The 14,198-nt window shown below is 38.8% G+C and carries 12 protein-coding genes; 2 read left to right on the plus strand and 10 right to left on the minus strand.

Translation table 11 applies throughout. From position 1 onward, the window contains the following. Nucleotides 1–25: 25 nt before the first annotated feature. Entirely contained in the window at nucleotides 26–1,885 is a 1,860-nt protein-coding gene (locus IGL70_RS10570) for an LTA synthase family protein (RefSeq protein ID WP_104873709.1), read from the minus strand. Between IGL70_RS10570 and IGL70_RS10575 the strand changes: the two genes are divergently transcribed. Then, on the plus strand, nucleotides 1,886–2,026 hold the full coding sequence (locus IGL70_RS10575; protein ID WP_002321042.1) for a hypothetical protein: 141 nt from the start codon (nucleotides 1,886–1,888) through the stop codon (nucleotides 2,024–2,026). On the opposite strand, the gene IGL70_RS10580 is transcribed toward IGL70_RS10575, so the two are convergent. The 4 genes from IGL70_RS10580 to IGL70_RS10595 all read right to left on the minus strand — a co-directional run bounded on the left by IGL70_RS10580 (nucleotide 2,003) and on the right by IGL70_RS10595 (nucleotide 7,226). Continuing rightward, on the minus strand, nucleotides 2,003–3,163 hold the full coding sequence (locus IGL70_RS10580) for an NAD(P)-dependent oxidoreductase (protein ID WP_002287280.1): 1,161 nt from the start codon (nucleotides 3,161–3,163) through the stop codon (nucleotides 2,003–2,005). The genes IGL70_RS10575 and IGL70_RS10580 overlap by 24 nt on opposite strands. A 306-nt stretch (nucleotides 3,164–3,469) precedes the next feature. Then, on the minus strand, nucleotides 3,470–4,894 hold the full coding sequence (araA, locus tag IGL70_RS10585; RefSeq protein WP_081156709.1) for an L-arabinose isomerase: 1,425 nt from the start codon (nucleotides 4,892–4,894) through the stop codon (nucleotides 3,470–3,472). Between the two features lie 15 nt (nucleotides 4,895–4,909). Next, complete coding sequence (locus tag IGL70_RS10590) at nucleotides 4,910–5,608, minus strand: L-ribulose-5-phosphate 4-epimerase (protein WP_002287284.1); 699 nt, start codon at nucleotides 5,606–5,608, stop codon at nucleotides 4,910–4,912. Then, nucleotides 5,565–7,226 (minus strand): xylulokinase, encoded by a 1,662-nt coding sequence (locus IGL70_RS10595; RefSeq protein ID WP_002294116.1) that lies wholly within the window; start codon nucleotides 7,224–7,226, stop codon nucleotides 5,565–5,567. Before IGL70_RS10595 ends, IGL70_RS10590 begins: the two co-directional genes overlap by 44 nt. 217 nt (nucleotides 7,227–7,443) lie before the next feature. On the opposite strand from IGL70_RS10595, the gene IGL70_RS10600 reads away from it, so the two are divergent. Further along, nucleotides 7,444–8,844 carry a sugar porter family MFS transporter gene (locus IGL70_RS10600; protein WP_002287287.1) on the plus strand — a complete coding sequence of 467 codons (1,401 nt, stop codon included), beginning with the start codon at nucleotides 7,444–7,446 and terminating at the stop codon, nucleotides 8,842–8,844. Between the two features lie 249 nt (nucleotides 8,845–9,093). On the opposite strand, the gene IGL70_RS10605 is transcribed toward IGL70_RS10600, so the two are convergent. The 5 genes from IGL70_RS10605 to IGL70_RS10625 form a co-directional block, all read right to left on the minus strand. Then, a complete protein-coding gene (locus IGL70_RS10605; RefSeq protein WP_002297695.1) occupies nucleotides 9,094–10,173 on the minus strand; it encodes a GntR family transcriptional regulator in 1,080 nt (359 codons plus the stop codon). 85 nt (nucleotides 10,174–10,258) lie between these two features. Then, a complete protein-coding gene (locus IGL70_RS10610; RefSeq protein WP_002297693.1) occupies nucleotides 10,259–11,218 on the minus strand; it encodes a glycoside hydrolase family 43 protein in 960 nt (319 codons plus the stop codon). Nucleotides 11,219–11,229: 11 nt separating this feature from the next. After that, complete coding sequence (locus IGL70_RS10615; RefSeq protein WP_002338659.1) at nucleotides 11,230–12,741, minus strand: alpha-N-arabinofuranosidase; 1,512 nt, start codon at nucleotides 12,739–12,741, stop codon at nucleotides 11,230–11,232. Nucleotides 12,742–12,762: 21 nt separating this feature from the next. Beyond that, nucleotides 12,763–13,326, minus strand: a complete 564-nt coding sequence (locus IGL70_RS10620; RefSeq protein WP_002297690.1) for a YesL family protein — start codon at nucleotides 13,324–13,326, stop codon at nucleotides 12,763–12,765. A gap of 5 nt (nucleotides 13,327–13,331) precedes the next feature. Next, a complete protein-coding gene (locus IGL70_RS10625; RefSeq protein ID WP_002287292.1) occupies nucleotides 13,332–14,195 on the minus strand; it encodes a carbohydrate ABC transporter permease in 864 nt (287 codons plus the stop codon). Nucleotides 14,196–14,198: the final 3 nt, after the last annotated feature.

Below are 14,198 nucleotides of genomic sequence, written 5' to 3' on the forward strand. Positions count from 1 at the left end.
ATGGTTTCTATACAGCTCGCCATTCTTATTCGTGCTCAAAGAAACCATCTGCTAAACTATATTGTTTCCCTGCGACAATGTCATATTGGATCAATTGATATTCGTCGTAAATCTCTTGTTGCGAGCGATTGAATTGCGCTTCTTTATACCACTGTCCGTTTTGATAGTACAGTTCTCGTTCAAACGCCGGAAGTTCCTGTTCTAATGATAAAAGCAGCTGATAAAAGCCATTTGTTGTCTGATTCGTCTGTTCCATTAGATTCGCTGCAAAATAAAACGGACTGGTGATTGCATCGTGAGTCGTTTGCTTTTCTAATTCTCCTTTACTGTCGAACATAAGAAATTGTGTTTCATGCAATGTTTGTTTGTCATTTTTTGCTTGGATCGTATCTGAATAGATCCCTGGAAGATGATCCCCCCAAAAAACAACTAAAGTCCTTCTAGAAAGATTCTTCAATTCTTCCGTGAACTGCTTCAGTGCCGTGCTGCTATAGGAAATATCTTGCAGATAATTCTCTAAGTCAAGTGTCCCACTTCCATCTGAAGTTTTTGCAGGATAGTCTAGATTATCATACTTTCCATCGTAGGGCATATGTGTCTGCATCGTGACTAAATGAATGAACTGAGGTGTTTTTTCTTCCTTGAGAAGTGTCATTATTTCTTTGTAAGCTGACTCATCAGAAATATATGGATTATTCTCTATCGTATCCGTATAGGTCATCGTACGCTCGCTGATGAACTGGTCAAATCCTAATGTCTGATAAACATCCTCTCTTTTATACATCGAAGTATTGTATGGATGGATCGCTGTCGTCTGGTATGATTGTGCGTTTAACGCTGAAACGATAGAAGGAAGCTGATCCATTTTTGGTACAAGCATCGTGTAAGGGGTGGTGAGTTGCGCATTAAATAACGCCATAGAAAAACCAGTCAATGCTTCAAATTCGATATTTGCTGTTCCACCGCCATAGTTTTGAGAAAGCATATTGCCACTATATGTTTGATCAGCTACTTCATAATAATCTGCCAATGGCTCACCAGATACTTCTACGCCGTTTAATCGACTAGGATCTGAGAAACTTTCACTCATCACGAACACGATGTTCGGCGACTCTTCCTCTACAGTTTTATTTTTTTCATCGGCTAGCTTCTGGTATTTTTCAGTGATTTCTTTGATCTTTTCTTTCGAATATCCTTCAGGTTCATCCATTGGTTCTACCTTCAGATTGTACAAAAACCCACCGATAAAACCAGTGTTATAGTAGTTCATTTTCTGGCTGTAAGGTATCCATAGTGCCGTTTTATTATATGCTTTTCGCAACAAATTATCGGGATTGTTGAAATTACTGATATACCCTAGCAGTCCAATTGCCACAAGCAGTGTCGTTAATCGGATCAATTGGAATCGCCTTCCTTTTTTCAGGCTTCGAAACATGTACCAGCAAAACAATCCTATCACGGTTCCTGCGGCAGCTAAGATCACTGTAAACAGCATAGTGCCGGTCATATCTTTCAGCAATCCGATTTCAGTGATCATCTTCAAATCGTCTGGATAAATCGGTTCTTGCCGATAACTCATTTTCATATAATTTGCAAAACCTAATACACCGATGGCTACGACATACGTAAGGGAACCTAAAGGGACAGATCCTGCTAGTGCAATCAGAAAAATAAGAATAATCAGCAAGACGAGACAGGCTAAGAAGAATTTTTCCGTATGCCAAGAAAAAGCAAATTTCAACGCAAGGTCTACGGATAGATCATTTTGACACCACTGCAAAAATAAATTACTAAAAACAACAAGAAAAAAGATACTGATGATTGCTGCTGTTCCTTTTAAAATCTTTTTCTGTTTGGTCGAAAGTCTGCTTATATATCTTTTCAAATGCTTGCTCCTTCATTTCTATCAATAAAAGAATGTTGCTTCTCTTATTTTAGTTGTACGAAATTCGAAAGTAAAGAACGGAAAGAAGAATTAATGAAATCCAAATATTCTCTTTCTTTATGGCCTTTCTGGTTTCTTTAATAAGCGGACCTTTCGTACTCCAGAAATTTTTTCTAGCTGTTGTTTCACTTGATTGAGCTGTTCAAAATCAGTACTGTCTATGTCAATCAATATGTAGACATGCTCATTCTTATGGTTACGCGATATATCTGCGATCGCTAGCTCGTTCTCATTCAGCAGAGAAAATATCTCTGCTAATATATTGGTTTTCTTTTGATAAAATATAGTGAATCGAAACGGCGCTTGGAAAAACATTCGTGCGGATGGATAATTGACCGCTTCTCTAACCGTACCGAACAAAAGATAATCTTTTAAGGCTTCAACTGCCAAACGTCCGCTGTCTGCCAAAGCTTCCTGAGTCGATCCCCCTAGATGAGGCAACATAAGTATACGGTCATTTTCTAAGAACTCTTCTTCTGGAAAATCAGTCAAGTATTTAGCCAGATGTTGTTTTTCCAATGCTTGCATAACAGCATATTTATCAACAATTTCACTTCTTCCTACATTGATAAGTACAGCATCTTTTTTCATTTTTTCTATATTCGCCTGATCGATCAATCCTTTTGTATCTTCTGTCAACGGCAGCATGACTACGATGTAATCCGAGGTAGAAAGAACTGTTTCTAAATCTGCTTGCCGAACATAATCCAACTGGGCATCGCGGATAGAATAACCCAAGACATCCATCCCTAAGCTATAGCAACTTAGCGCTACTTTTGTGCCTATCGCTCCAAGACCAAGAAGACCGATGGTTTTGCCTTGCAATTCTCGTCCCACATAAGCACTTCTTTTGTTTTCTGCCTGTTCTAAAATATTAGGACCTGTTAGTGTTTGTACCATACGACTTGCTTCGATTATCGGACGGGAAGATAAGAGCAAACAGCACAAAACAAGCTCTTTTACTGCATTAGCATTTACACCTGGTGTATTCATGACGATCGTCCCGTTTTCAGAAGCTTTTTCAACGTTGATCGTGTTCACCCCAACACCAGCTCTTGAAATTGCTAGCAAATCTGGTGTAAGCCATTCATCTTTCACTTTCGTACTACGAATAACTATTCCTTCGGCTGGCAAATCATCTATTATTTTGAAATATTCCCCTTGTAACTTTTCTATCTCTTGTTCTGGAATAGCATCAATCAAATGAACGTGATACATAAAACCCCCTCCTTACTAACAAGTATCTCGAAATTTCTGCAATTAGACAACTGTTTACCATTTGACTTCCTAGAATCAAAAAGAGCAGTTAGAGCAGAGTAGGCTTAGTGATAAAAATAAGGCTATGACAAGTTACTGCCATAAGCCTTATTTTCGAGAGCAAAATATTGAGGGTGAGATATCTTGATAAATGGTGTTCCGTTAGCTGACATTGATAATAAGACTAAATTTCAAAAAAGTTGAAAAGCAAATTTCGTCAATCTCTTCTTATTTCTTAAAACTAAGCGGCTTTTTCACAACCTCTTTTTATCTAATAACCACTGTTTCCAACTCAACTAATTTTGCCCACGTTTCAATTTGATCTGTTTTTAGATTTAGCGAGACAACGGTATGATGACCGCCACCTGCCTGAATCCATGAATGGACACCTTCATGGAAATTCGGTTTAGTTTTCCATAACACACGTGCAACAGGTAAATTAGGTGCTTCAGTCGTTGGTTCAAAGGCTTCTACTTCATTGATCAGCAGTTTATAATGCGTACCGAAATCTGCCATCGATACGACTACCCCTTCTCCTGCTTTCCCATCAAATACAAGACGCGCCGGATCTTCTCTATCTCCCATTGATAAAGGAGAAACAACGATTCTTGGTTTCGTCGCAGCAAGCGTCGGATCTACTTCCATCATATGGGATTCCAAGATTGCTTCTTGGCCACTAGCTAGCTCGTAAGTATAATCTTCCATGAATCCTGTATCTTTCCCTCGAGCCATGATTTTCAGCAACCGATCAATCGCTGCAGTTTTCCAGTCGCCTTCCCCGGCAAAACCGTATCCTTCTGCCATCAAACGTTGTACAGCTAGTCCAGGTAGTTGTTTCATTCCATACAGGTCTTCAAAATTAGTCGTAAAAGCGTTATAGCCTCCTTCTTCTAAGAAACGGCGAATACCGATTTCCTGCTGAGCTTGTACTTTTACATGTTCCTCCCATGTCTTTTCTTCATAATCACCATAGTCGAAGGTATACAATTCCTTGTATTCTTCAAATAATTGATCGACTTCTTCGTCTGATACGCGATCGATTACTTGTACAAGATCTCCGATACCAAAATAATCAACAGTCCAACCAAATTGAATCTGTGCTTCCACTTTGTCTCCTTCTGTGACACCCACGTTTCTCATGTTGTCACCAAAACGAGCCACTTTTATTCCAAAACTTTCATTATAGGCTACTGCAACATCCATCCAATCAGCAATCTCTTTTTGGATCTCAGGTCGTTTCCAGTAGCCAACGACGATTTTATTTTGTTTATTTAATCGAGCATTGATGAACCCATATTCGCGGTCACCATGAGCGGATTGATTTAAATTCATGAAATCCATATCGATCGTTTTCCAAGGAATGCTTTCGTTATATTGCGTAGCTAAATGAAGCAATGGTTTTTGTAGAAGCTTTGTCCCGCGGATCCACATTTTTGCTGGTGAGAAAGTATGCATCCAAGTGATCACACCTGCTACTTCTTCTCGATAATTGACCTCTTTCATGATTTTTGTGATCGTATCAGCAGTAACTGCTAATTCTTGAAGGCGGATTGGATAAGGCAATTGGCCATTTTCATTCAGTTCATCGACCATTTCTTGTGCATGTTTCTTTACTTCTCGCAGTGCTTCTTCCCCATATAAATGCTGTGATCCTACAACAAACCAAAATTCTTTTTCTCCAATATTCAACATAATTAGCCACTCCTTTTATTTGTTTTGTCCGTAATACGCATTTTTTCCGTGTTTTCGTAAATAATGTTTATCTAAAATCCGTTGAGGCAGCTCTTCTGAAAATGAATTGAGCTGTCTGGTAAATAAATTCATCTTGCATACTTCATCTAGTACGACTGCGTTCATTACCGCACTTTGCGCATCTTTCCCCCAAGTAAATGGACCGTGTCCGTGTAAAAGTACCCCTGGAATTGCTAAGGGATCAATTTTGCGTTCTTTGAATGTTTCTATGATAACTTTTCCTGTTTCATATTCGTACCCGCTGTCGATTTCCTGTTGTGTCAAAAATCGAGCACAAGGTACCGATCCATAAAAAGTATCTGCATGCGTCGTCCCCATCGCAGGAACATCCAATCCTGCTTGTGCCCAGATCGTCGCCCATGTCGAGTGAGTATGGACGATTCCTCCGATTTGAGGAAATGAACGATATAAAACAGCATGAGTAGGCGTATCCGAAGAGGGATTGAGTTTACCTTCAATGATATGATTGTCCAAGTCCACAACGACCATGTCGTCTGCTGTCATCTCTTCATAACTGACTCCGCTAGGTTTGATAACGAAATATCGTGTTTCAGGATCAAAAGCGCTCACATTTCCCCATGTATATTTGACGAGTCCGTGTTTAGGCAAGTCAAGATTTGCTTGGTATACTTCTTCTTTCAGTTGTTCCAGCATTTTCTATCACTCCTTTTTCTTGCAATTGATGAATCGCTGTTTTTTCAATGTCGATCCCCTCACGGTAACGTCTCATAAATATCTGATAGCCTGCTATTTCTTCTGCTGAAGGTGTGATGGTGATTCCTTGGTCTTGTCCAAACACGTCTTCTGCCAAGAAGTTTTCTAAAGACTTCCCATGTCGATCCATCATATAGGCTGCTAATAACGCGATTCCCCACGCTCCACCTTCTCCGGCTGTGTCCATCACTGTAACTGGTGCCTCCATAGCAGATGCTAGAATCCGCTGTCCAACTTCTGGTGTTTTAAAAATCCCCCCATGCCCCACTAAACGATCAATTTGGACATTCTCAGATTTCAATATATCCATTCCGATTCTCATTGCACCAAAAGCACTGGCTAAATGGATCCGCATGAAATTCGCTAAATCAAAACGGCTACCTGGTGTACGTACAAATAATGGCCTTCCTTCATTTACTCCTGTAATGTTTTCACCGGAAAAATAACCATAAGAAAGTAATCCCCCGCAATCCGTATCGCCTTCTAGCGCTTTGTTGAATAATACCGTGAATAATTTATCTCTGCTTATCTCCATACCCAAAGAATTGGTAAATTCTTCAAAAATACTGACCCAAGCATTGATATCCGAAGAGCAGTTATTCGTATGAACCATGCCTACTAGTTCTCCTGAAGGTGTAGTGACCATGTCGATTTCCGGATGGACATTTTCTAGTTCTTTTTCTAATACGATCATAGCGAAGGCGGAAGTACCAGCCGAAATGTTCCCTGTCCGTTTGGCTACACTGTTCGTAGCGACCATACCGGTTCCTGCATCCCCTTCTGGCGGACAAACCGGGATTCCTGGTCTCAAATTTCCCGTAGGGTCGATCAGATAAGCCCCTGATTCGCTTAACTTGCCAGCTTCTTCTCCTGCTACTAGAACTTTAGGCAAAATGTGATCCAAGTCAATCGCTACGTGCGCTTTTTCGATTAACTGACCAAAAATATTTTTCATTTCTTGATGGTAGGTTTTCGTTGAAGGATCGATAGGAAACATGCCTGATGCATCTCCTACGCCTAGTACTTTCTCACCAGTAAGCTGCCAATGGACATAACCTGCAAGCGTTGTCAAAAAATTAATTTCTTTCACATGTTCTTCTTTATTCAAAATAGATTGATACAAATGAGCGATACTCCATCTCTGCGGAATATTGTATTGAAATTTTTCCGTTAATATTCGTTCTGCTTCTTCAGTGATTGTATTTCGCCAAGTACGAAATGGTACTAGTAACTGTTCCTTGCTATCAAATGCTAGATAACCGTGCATCATTGCACTGAACCCAATCGACCCGATTGTCGTAAGATTCTCGCCATAGATTTCGAATACTTCTGCTGCCATTTTTCGGTAACTGACGCGCAGTCCTTTCCAAATATCTTCTAATGAATAGGTCCAGATACCATTTTCTAGTTTGTTTTCCCACTCATAACTACCAGCGGCAATAGGAGTAAAAGATGAATCAATCAATACAGCTTTGATCCTAGTTGATCCAAACTCAATCCCTAAAGATGTACGACCATCTATGACATCTAACATACTTTGCGCATTTACTTCCTTCATAATGATTTAACTCCCTCCTTCTCGTCAAACCTGATCAAACCGTCTTTTTAGTAGCGCTTACAATGATTATTGTATACTTTTGTACGTACATGTCAAGCGGTTATTTACAAGAATACAATAAAAAACACTTGTTTTGTACGTACATAAGTTATAAAATGAAATTGCTTACAAAATCTGATCAACCGCCTTCTCGAAATTCTAGAAGGAGAGAATACTTATGAAAAAAGAAAAAAAAGTTTCCTCATCGTTTATTTATTTTTTTGGCGCATTTGGCGGCATTCTATTTGGATATGATATTGGTGTTATGACCGGCGCCTTACCTTTTTTACAGCATGATTGGGGTTTGGCAGGTAAAGCTTCTTTGATAGGATGGATCACGTCTTCGGTCATGTTAGGTGCGATCCTTGGCGGCTCTTTATCTGGTCTTCTTTCTGATAAGCTTGGACGACGAAAAATGATTCTTCTTTCTGCACTTATTTTTATGGCTGGTTCTGTCCTTTCTGCATCTGCCCCTCACAATGGTTCTTATTTTCTGATTGCAGCAAGGATTCTTCTAGGTTTAGCTGTTGGCGCTGCATCTGCCCTAGTTCCTGCTTATATGTCTGAAATGGCTCCTGCTAGACTAAGGGGAAGATTGTCAGGGATCAATCAAGTGATGATTGCTTCTGGCATGCTCCTTTCCTATGTTGCAGATTATTTGCTAAAAGGGTTGCCTGAAACGATGGCTTGGCGCGTGATGTTAGGGCTCGCTGCTGTCCCCGCGCTGATTTTATTTTTCGGTGTTTTAGCTCTACCAGAGTCACCGCGTTTTCTTATGCAATCTGGCCGCTTGGAAGAGGCAAAAAGAGTATTGAACTATATTCGGACACCAAAAGAAGCTGAACAGGAATTCGAACAAATCCAGCTGAATGTCAAACAAGAAAAGACAACCGGAACTTCTTGGCATACTTTGTTTTTAGAAAAATATCGTTCCTTAGTCATTGCCGGTATTGGTGTAGCAGTATTCCAGCAATTTCAAGGAGCTAATGCTATTTTTTACTATATTCCGCTGATCGTAGAAAAAGCGACTGGGCATGCAGCGAGCGATGCATTGATGTGGCCGATCATCCAAGGAATCATTTTAGTTGCTGGTTCTTTGCTCTTTTTGGTTATTGCAGACAAGTTCAATCGGCGAACTTTATTGAAAATAGGCGGTAGCGTGATGGGACTTTCTTTCATCCTACCAGCTGTTTTAGGAACTGTACTGGATGCTCATACAAATTCGTTGTTGATTCTCTTGTTTTTATGTATTTATGTCGCATTTTATTCTTGCACATGGGCTCCACTGACATGGGTAATCGTAGGCGAAATATTCCCACTAGCTGTCCGCGGGCGAGCATCTGGCCTAGCCTCTTCTTTTAATTGGATTGGTTCTTTCCTAGTTGGCTTGCTTTTTCCTGTGATGACTGCTTCTATGTCTCAAGAAATCGTTTTCGGCATTTTTGGGATCATCTGCTTTTTAGGGGTTTTATTTATTCAAGAGATCGTACCAGAAACTCGTGGGAAATCTTTAGAGGAAATCGAACAAAGTGCATCTAAAAAAACTTATCCTAAACGTATTTCTATCCATCATTCTTAAAGAGGTTGTGACAGAAGTGGTCAGCTTCAAGAAATAAGAAGGAACCGCTTAGTTTCGAGTCACAAGGAACAATTTCAAAAAACAGCTTCTCATGTTTGATGAATATTGTGACTTGTGACCAGTTGGTAGGAGAACACCGTTTAGTGGAGAGGTGGTGAAAGAAACGTTCAGCCTTGAGCGATCAAAAGCTCTCACAAACATTGCGACGAGTAACCGTAGGAGCAATAAGAGGCGGTAAAAACCCGTCTCTTATTTTTCGTTTTCTTTCACTGTTTCCCGTTCAACTAGTACAGGTTCATAAAGAATATTCGGCTGTGCCTGTCCTTTTTCAATCGTTGTGACGATCCACCGTGCGGCATCTTGTCCCAACTTTTCTTTTGGATGTGTCAATGTTGTCAATTTTTTATTTCCTAAATGGCTTAAAGAAGAATCGTCTGTTCCTACGATGGATAGATCATCTGGAATTTGATAGCCATTTTCTGTCAGCTTATCTAGCAATAAACTAGCTATTTGGTCGTTATAGCAAATGATGCCATCTAAAGCTTGTTCTTCTTTCAACCGTTGTACTGTTTTTTCAGCGATTGTTTCTCGTGTTTCCGTGGTGAAAGTAATGATATCTTCCGTCAAAAAACGCACATTATACTGTTCACACGCGCTGATAAAACCTTTCATCCTGTATTTTCCTTGAAGATCGTCGATTTTTGTGATGAACAACAGACGCTGATGTCCTTTTTTTATCAAATATTCTGCTGCCATAAAACCGACTTTCACATCATCTAAACAAATATAAGAGGCATTTAACTCTTCATAAGCAGCATTGATCATCACCATCGGAATGCCTTGTTCTCTCAAAGCAACATAAAGTGCTAAGTTTGGGTTATACTGATTACTTTTCGTAGGCTCAACGATCAAACCATCTACCCCATAAGCAATCATTTTCTTCAAACACTCTTTTTCCAATTCGTGATCGTTATTCGTACTGGCTAAAAGCAATGAATACCCAGACTCTCGTAATTCATTTTCGATTCCTCGGATAATCGACGGAAAAATATAATCAGAGAGATATGTGGTGATGACACCGATCGTTTTTGTTCTGTTCAATGGTGTTTTTTCTATCTTATAGCTGTCATCTACATATGTGCCCGATCCTTTTTCTTTACGCAGATAGCCCTCATTTACCAACACAGCGATTGCTTGCCGAATCGTATGTCTGCTGACGTCATATATTTCTTGCAGCTTGAATTCTGAGGGAATGGTTGTATTTACTTCGTATTCCTCACGAAGGATCTTTTGTTTTATCTCTTCTGCAATGTCTTGATATTTTGCCATTTGCCTTGCCCCTTTTTATTTGTACGTACATATATCATAACGAGTCTGCAAGGTTTATTCAAGCAAAAATCAAGGTTTCTTGTGCTCATAAGGCATACGGAACAGGTTCACCAAATTCTGGAAATCCTTGCTCATTCCACGTAAAGCATTGCGCGTTCGCGTGCCGATTGGGATTGTCTAACGGATCCCCTTTTTGGTTCTTCTCTGGTCGAGCATGATAGATCAAAATATCAAAGCACCCATCTTCTGAAACCGTAAACGAGTTGTGACCAGGACCAAATTGCTTATTTTTTTCAGAAGAAACGAATACTGGCTCCGATAATTTATGCCATGATTCTTTTAATAAAAGATTCTTGTGCTCATCAGCCCACAGCAGGCCCATGGCATAGTTTTCATCTGTTGCACTACCAGAATACGTAATGAATATTTTCCCATTGCGAGTAAGGACTGCTGGACCTTCATTTACTGAAAAACCCCGTTTTTCCCATTCATACTCAGGTATAGAAAGGAGGATCTGCTTCCCCTTTAACGTCCAAGGATTATCCATTTCGGATAGATAAAGATTAGAATTCCCAGTAATTTCAGGATCTTGTTGGGCCCACACATAATATAGCTTTCCTTGAGAAGAGAAAGTTGTTCCGTCTAAACTGAAAGTTTCCCTTTTCGTTTTTATTTGTCCCTTTTCTATCCAATCTGTATTCATTGGATCTATATGCTGATTTTCAAGTACGAACATGCGGTGATGATGAGATTCATCACGTATAGTTTTATGATTGCTTGCAGCAAAGTAAATATACCATTTTCCATTGATATAATGGACTTCAGGTGCCCAGATCAATTCACTCATCGGTCCTTCTTCATGAGCCTGCCATACAATCAGGCTTTCAGCATGTTCTAATTCATTCAGTGACTTTGCCCTTCTTAATTCAATCACTTGGTAGCCTGGAACCGATCCTGTAAAATAATAATAACCATCTGTATGTTTATATACCCAAGGATCTGCCCGTTGCCGAACGATAGGATTATTATAAAGTGTCTTCATCATAACAAATTTCCTCACATTTTCTTTATTCTAATTACATTCCAAGAATATTTTTCTATCCCTACATTTAATTCGTCATGTTTTTCTATTGAAAAATAGTTTATTTCAGGTTTTATTTTTTCTGGTTCTTCACGTGTATTTTTGTCCAACAGATCGCTACTGGTTAATGTGTAGTGCTCTCCTTGATCTAGCAAATTGAAATCATGTTCAATCGTTATCTTTTGTTGTTCATTTGTGCGATTGATCAAGAAAATAGTCAGCTGATTGCCGTTATCTACGATCACACTGTCCACATAAGGAACATTTTTTATCTTTTCACAATCATAAACAGGGCAAATGATTTGTTGTTCCAATACTTGACCTTTAGCATATTTCGATAAGTGTTGCATCACATAATAAGTTGGATTCCTCCATGCTTGTCCTTTAGCATCTGTCAGTATTAAAGGTATTGTGTTTACTAACAATGATTGACAACTAATCTTTACGCGATCTGCGTGTCGTAAAATAGCCAGCCCTAATGAACCAAATAATAATGTATCTTCCATAGTAAAGTAACACCAATCGATGGGACTACCGACTTCAAAATCCCTATGTCTTTTTTCCGGTTGGGCATGTACATTCCATTCATCAAACGCTAGATACATTGTTTTCTCACTTCTCAAATATCCTTTCACATAATCACAAGTAGCAACGATTTCTTCAATTTGACGATCGAATCGATAAGCTTTTGCAAGGTATGTCGCTGTATCATCACGCTCATTTTTAGGAGGTTTAGTCAAGTCTTCTTCATCATACTTATCAATATAGTTATGCAAAGCTAAATAATCTACATTCTCATAAGCTTCTTCTAATGCGATACGATCCCATTCAGGGTACGATGGTAAACGTGGCGTAGAGCTTCCAACTAAGATTGTTTCAATTGAATCATCCACTAACTTCATGACTTTTGAGGCTTCATTTGCTAACCTACCATATTCATAAGCACTCTTAGCCCCCACTTGCCATGGACCGTCTAGCTCATTCCCTAAACACCATAATTTAACGCCAAAAGGCTTTTTTTGCCCATTTTTTATTCTTAAATCACTCCAGAAGGTTCCTTTTGGAAAATTACAATATTCTACTAAATTTTTTGCTTCATCAATTCCTTTTGTTCCTAAATTCACCGTGAATATCGGTTTCGCTTGTACATGACTGATCCATTTAAAAAATTCGTGGAGTCCAAAAGAATTTGGTTCTATACCTCGCCATGCTAAATCAATTTTTTTTGGTCGTTGTTCTTTCCTACCTACAGTATCCACCCAATCATAACCAGATGTAAAGTTTCCTCCAGGATAGCGAATGACACCTAATTCTAATTCCTTTACATAAGAGAGGACATCTTGTCTAAACCCGTCACCATCAGCTGTTTCATGGCCCGGTTCATAAATCCCTGTATAGACGACACTTCCCATATGCTCAACAAATGAGCCAAACAGCCGAGAACTGATCTCTCCTACCGTAAAATCCTCTCTGATTTTTACTTTCACTTCTTCGTCCAACAGCTTTCCCTACCTTTCATTTCCTATAGTCAAGATAATAGATACAAGTTTCCATACGCCACCAGCAAAGATAAAAATAAAAGGAGGGAAAAGAAATATGAGCAGTACAAATCCTAATAACAATACGCAACAAAGAATATTTCTCAAAAAATCAAAAAATACTTTCCATGCACTTTGTTCAAAAATTTGTAAAAATGTGATATCTTTGTTTTCAGAAATCACATATATCCAGGATAAAAGAAACATGGAATAAATAAGTGAAACTACATATCCACTAATTGAAAGTACGATTGTCTGTTCTTCTAATAATTGATTAACAAGAAAATAAATAATGATCGTTAACAGACTAAGGAACAAGTTCTTACCAAAATGTTGCTTTATTCCTTGAAAGAAAAAATAAATGATATTTCCTGATCCCTCACCTTTCCATTGCGCCATTACATAAAAAACAGCACATGTAGCAGGCACGATAGTAATAACAGGCAAACACACGATTACCCAGAGAATACCTAATAAGATGTAATCAGAAACCACAATCAACTGTCCATAAAATTTAGTCTCAACTATTTTCATCTTCCTCACTCTTTCATTCCAGACATAGCTGTTCCTTGAACAAAATATTTCTGTGCAAAAATATAAACCACTAGTAATGGCAGCATTGAAATAACCGTTCCAGCCATTACAGGTCCATAAAAAGAAATGTTCTGCCCCGTAAATAAAGCTAACCCTGCTGGTAAAGTTCTCATTTTTGAACTACTTGTCAATATCAATGGATAAAGCAAGTCATTCCAACTATTCATCAGCGTGAAAATCCCTAATGATAAAAGAGTAGGTTTGCTCAATGGCAACATGATTTTCAAAAAAATATTAAACTCACTTAATCCATCAATGCGTGCTGCCTCTTCCAAAGAATCTGGTAAAGTAATAAAAAAGGAACGCATCATGAAGATACCAAATGCAGTTGTCATACGAGGAATGATCAAACCTGCATAAGTATCAAGCATGCCAAGCAAATTGACTTCAATAAATAGAGGAATCATGAAGACTTGGAATGGGATCATCATTGTCAGCAAAACGAAATAGAACAAAACTGATTTTCCTTTGAAACGCATACGAGCAAATGCATACCCCGCAAGAGAATCAAAGAATACAGAAGTGATCACTGTCCCTCCAGCAAAAATCACTGTATTTTTGATGTAATCTAATAAAGGGATCGTTGTCCAAACCTTAATATAGTTATCTAGGGTATAGCTATCTGCAAATATTCTAGGCGGAAATGAGATAATGTCTTTTTCGTGTTTAAAAGAAGAAATAATCAGCCACAAAAAAGGAAACGCAATAACCAACAATATAACTAGCATACTAATCGTTCGAATGATTTTTTTACCACTAACTGCTTTTCGACTATTCACAGTAACTGTAATCGAGCTTTCTGGTGCCATACA

Source organism: Enterococcus sp. DIV0901a, assembly GCF_051711525.1.
Classification (GTDB): Bacteria; Bacillota; Bacilli; order Lactobacillales; family Enterococcaceae; genus Enterococcus_B; species Enterococcus_B faecium.

Excerpts from the sequence above, each read along its gene's own strand:
- IGL70_RS10605 (WP_002297695.1), bottom strand. The coding sequence starts at position 10,173 with ATGGCAAAATATCAAGACATTGCAGAAGAGATAAAACAAAAGATCCTT.
- araA (WP_081156709.1), bottom strand. The coding sequence starts at position 4,894 with ATGTTGAATATTGGAGAAAAAGAATTTTGGTTTGTTGTAGGATCACAG.
- IGL70_RS10600 (WP_002287287.1), top strand. The coding sequence starts at position 7,444 with ATGAAAAAAGAAAAAAAAGTTTCCTCATCGTTTATTTATTTTTTTGGC.
- IGL70_RS10575 (WP_002321042.1), top strand. The coding sequence starts at position 1,886 with ATGCTTGCTCCTTCATTTCTATCAATAAAAGAATGTTGCTTCTCTTAT.
- IGL70_RS10625 (WP_002287292.1), bottom strand. The coding sequence starts at position 14,195 with ATGGCACCAGAAAGCTCGATTACAGTTACTGTGAATAGTCGAAAAGCA.
- IGL70_RS10580 (WP_002287280.1), bottom strand. The coding sequence starts at position 3,163 with ATGTATCACGTTCATTTGATTGATGCTATTCCAGAACAAGAGATAGAA.
- IGL70_RS10590 (WP_002287284.1), bottom strand. The coding sequence starts at position 5,608 with ATGCTGGAACAACTGAAAGAAGAAGTATACCAAGCAAATCTTGACTTG.
- IGL70_RS10610 (WP_002297693.1), bottom strand. The coding sequence starts at position 11,218 with ATGATGAAGACACTTTATAATAATCCTATCGTTCGGCAACGGGCAGAT.
- IGL70_RS10620 (WP_002297690.1), bottom strand. The coding sequence starts at position 13,326 with ATGAAAATAGTTGAGACTAAATTTTATGGACAGTTGATTGTGGTTTCT.
- IGL70_RS10595 (WP_002294116.1), bottom strand. The coding sequence starts at position 7,226 with ATGAAGGAAGTAAATGCGCAAAGTATGTTAGATGTCATAGATGGTCGT.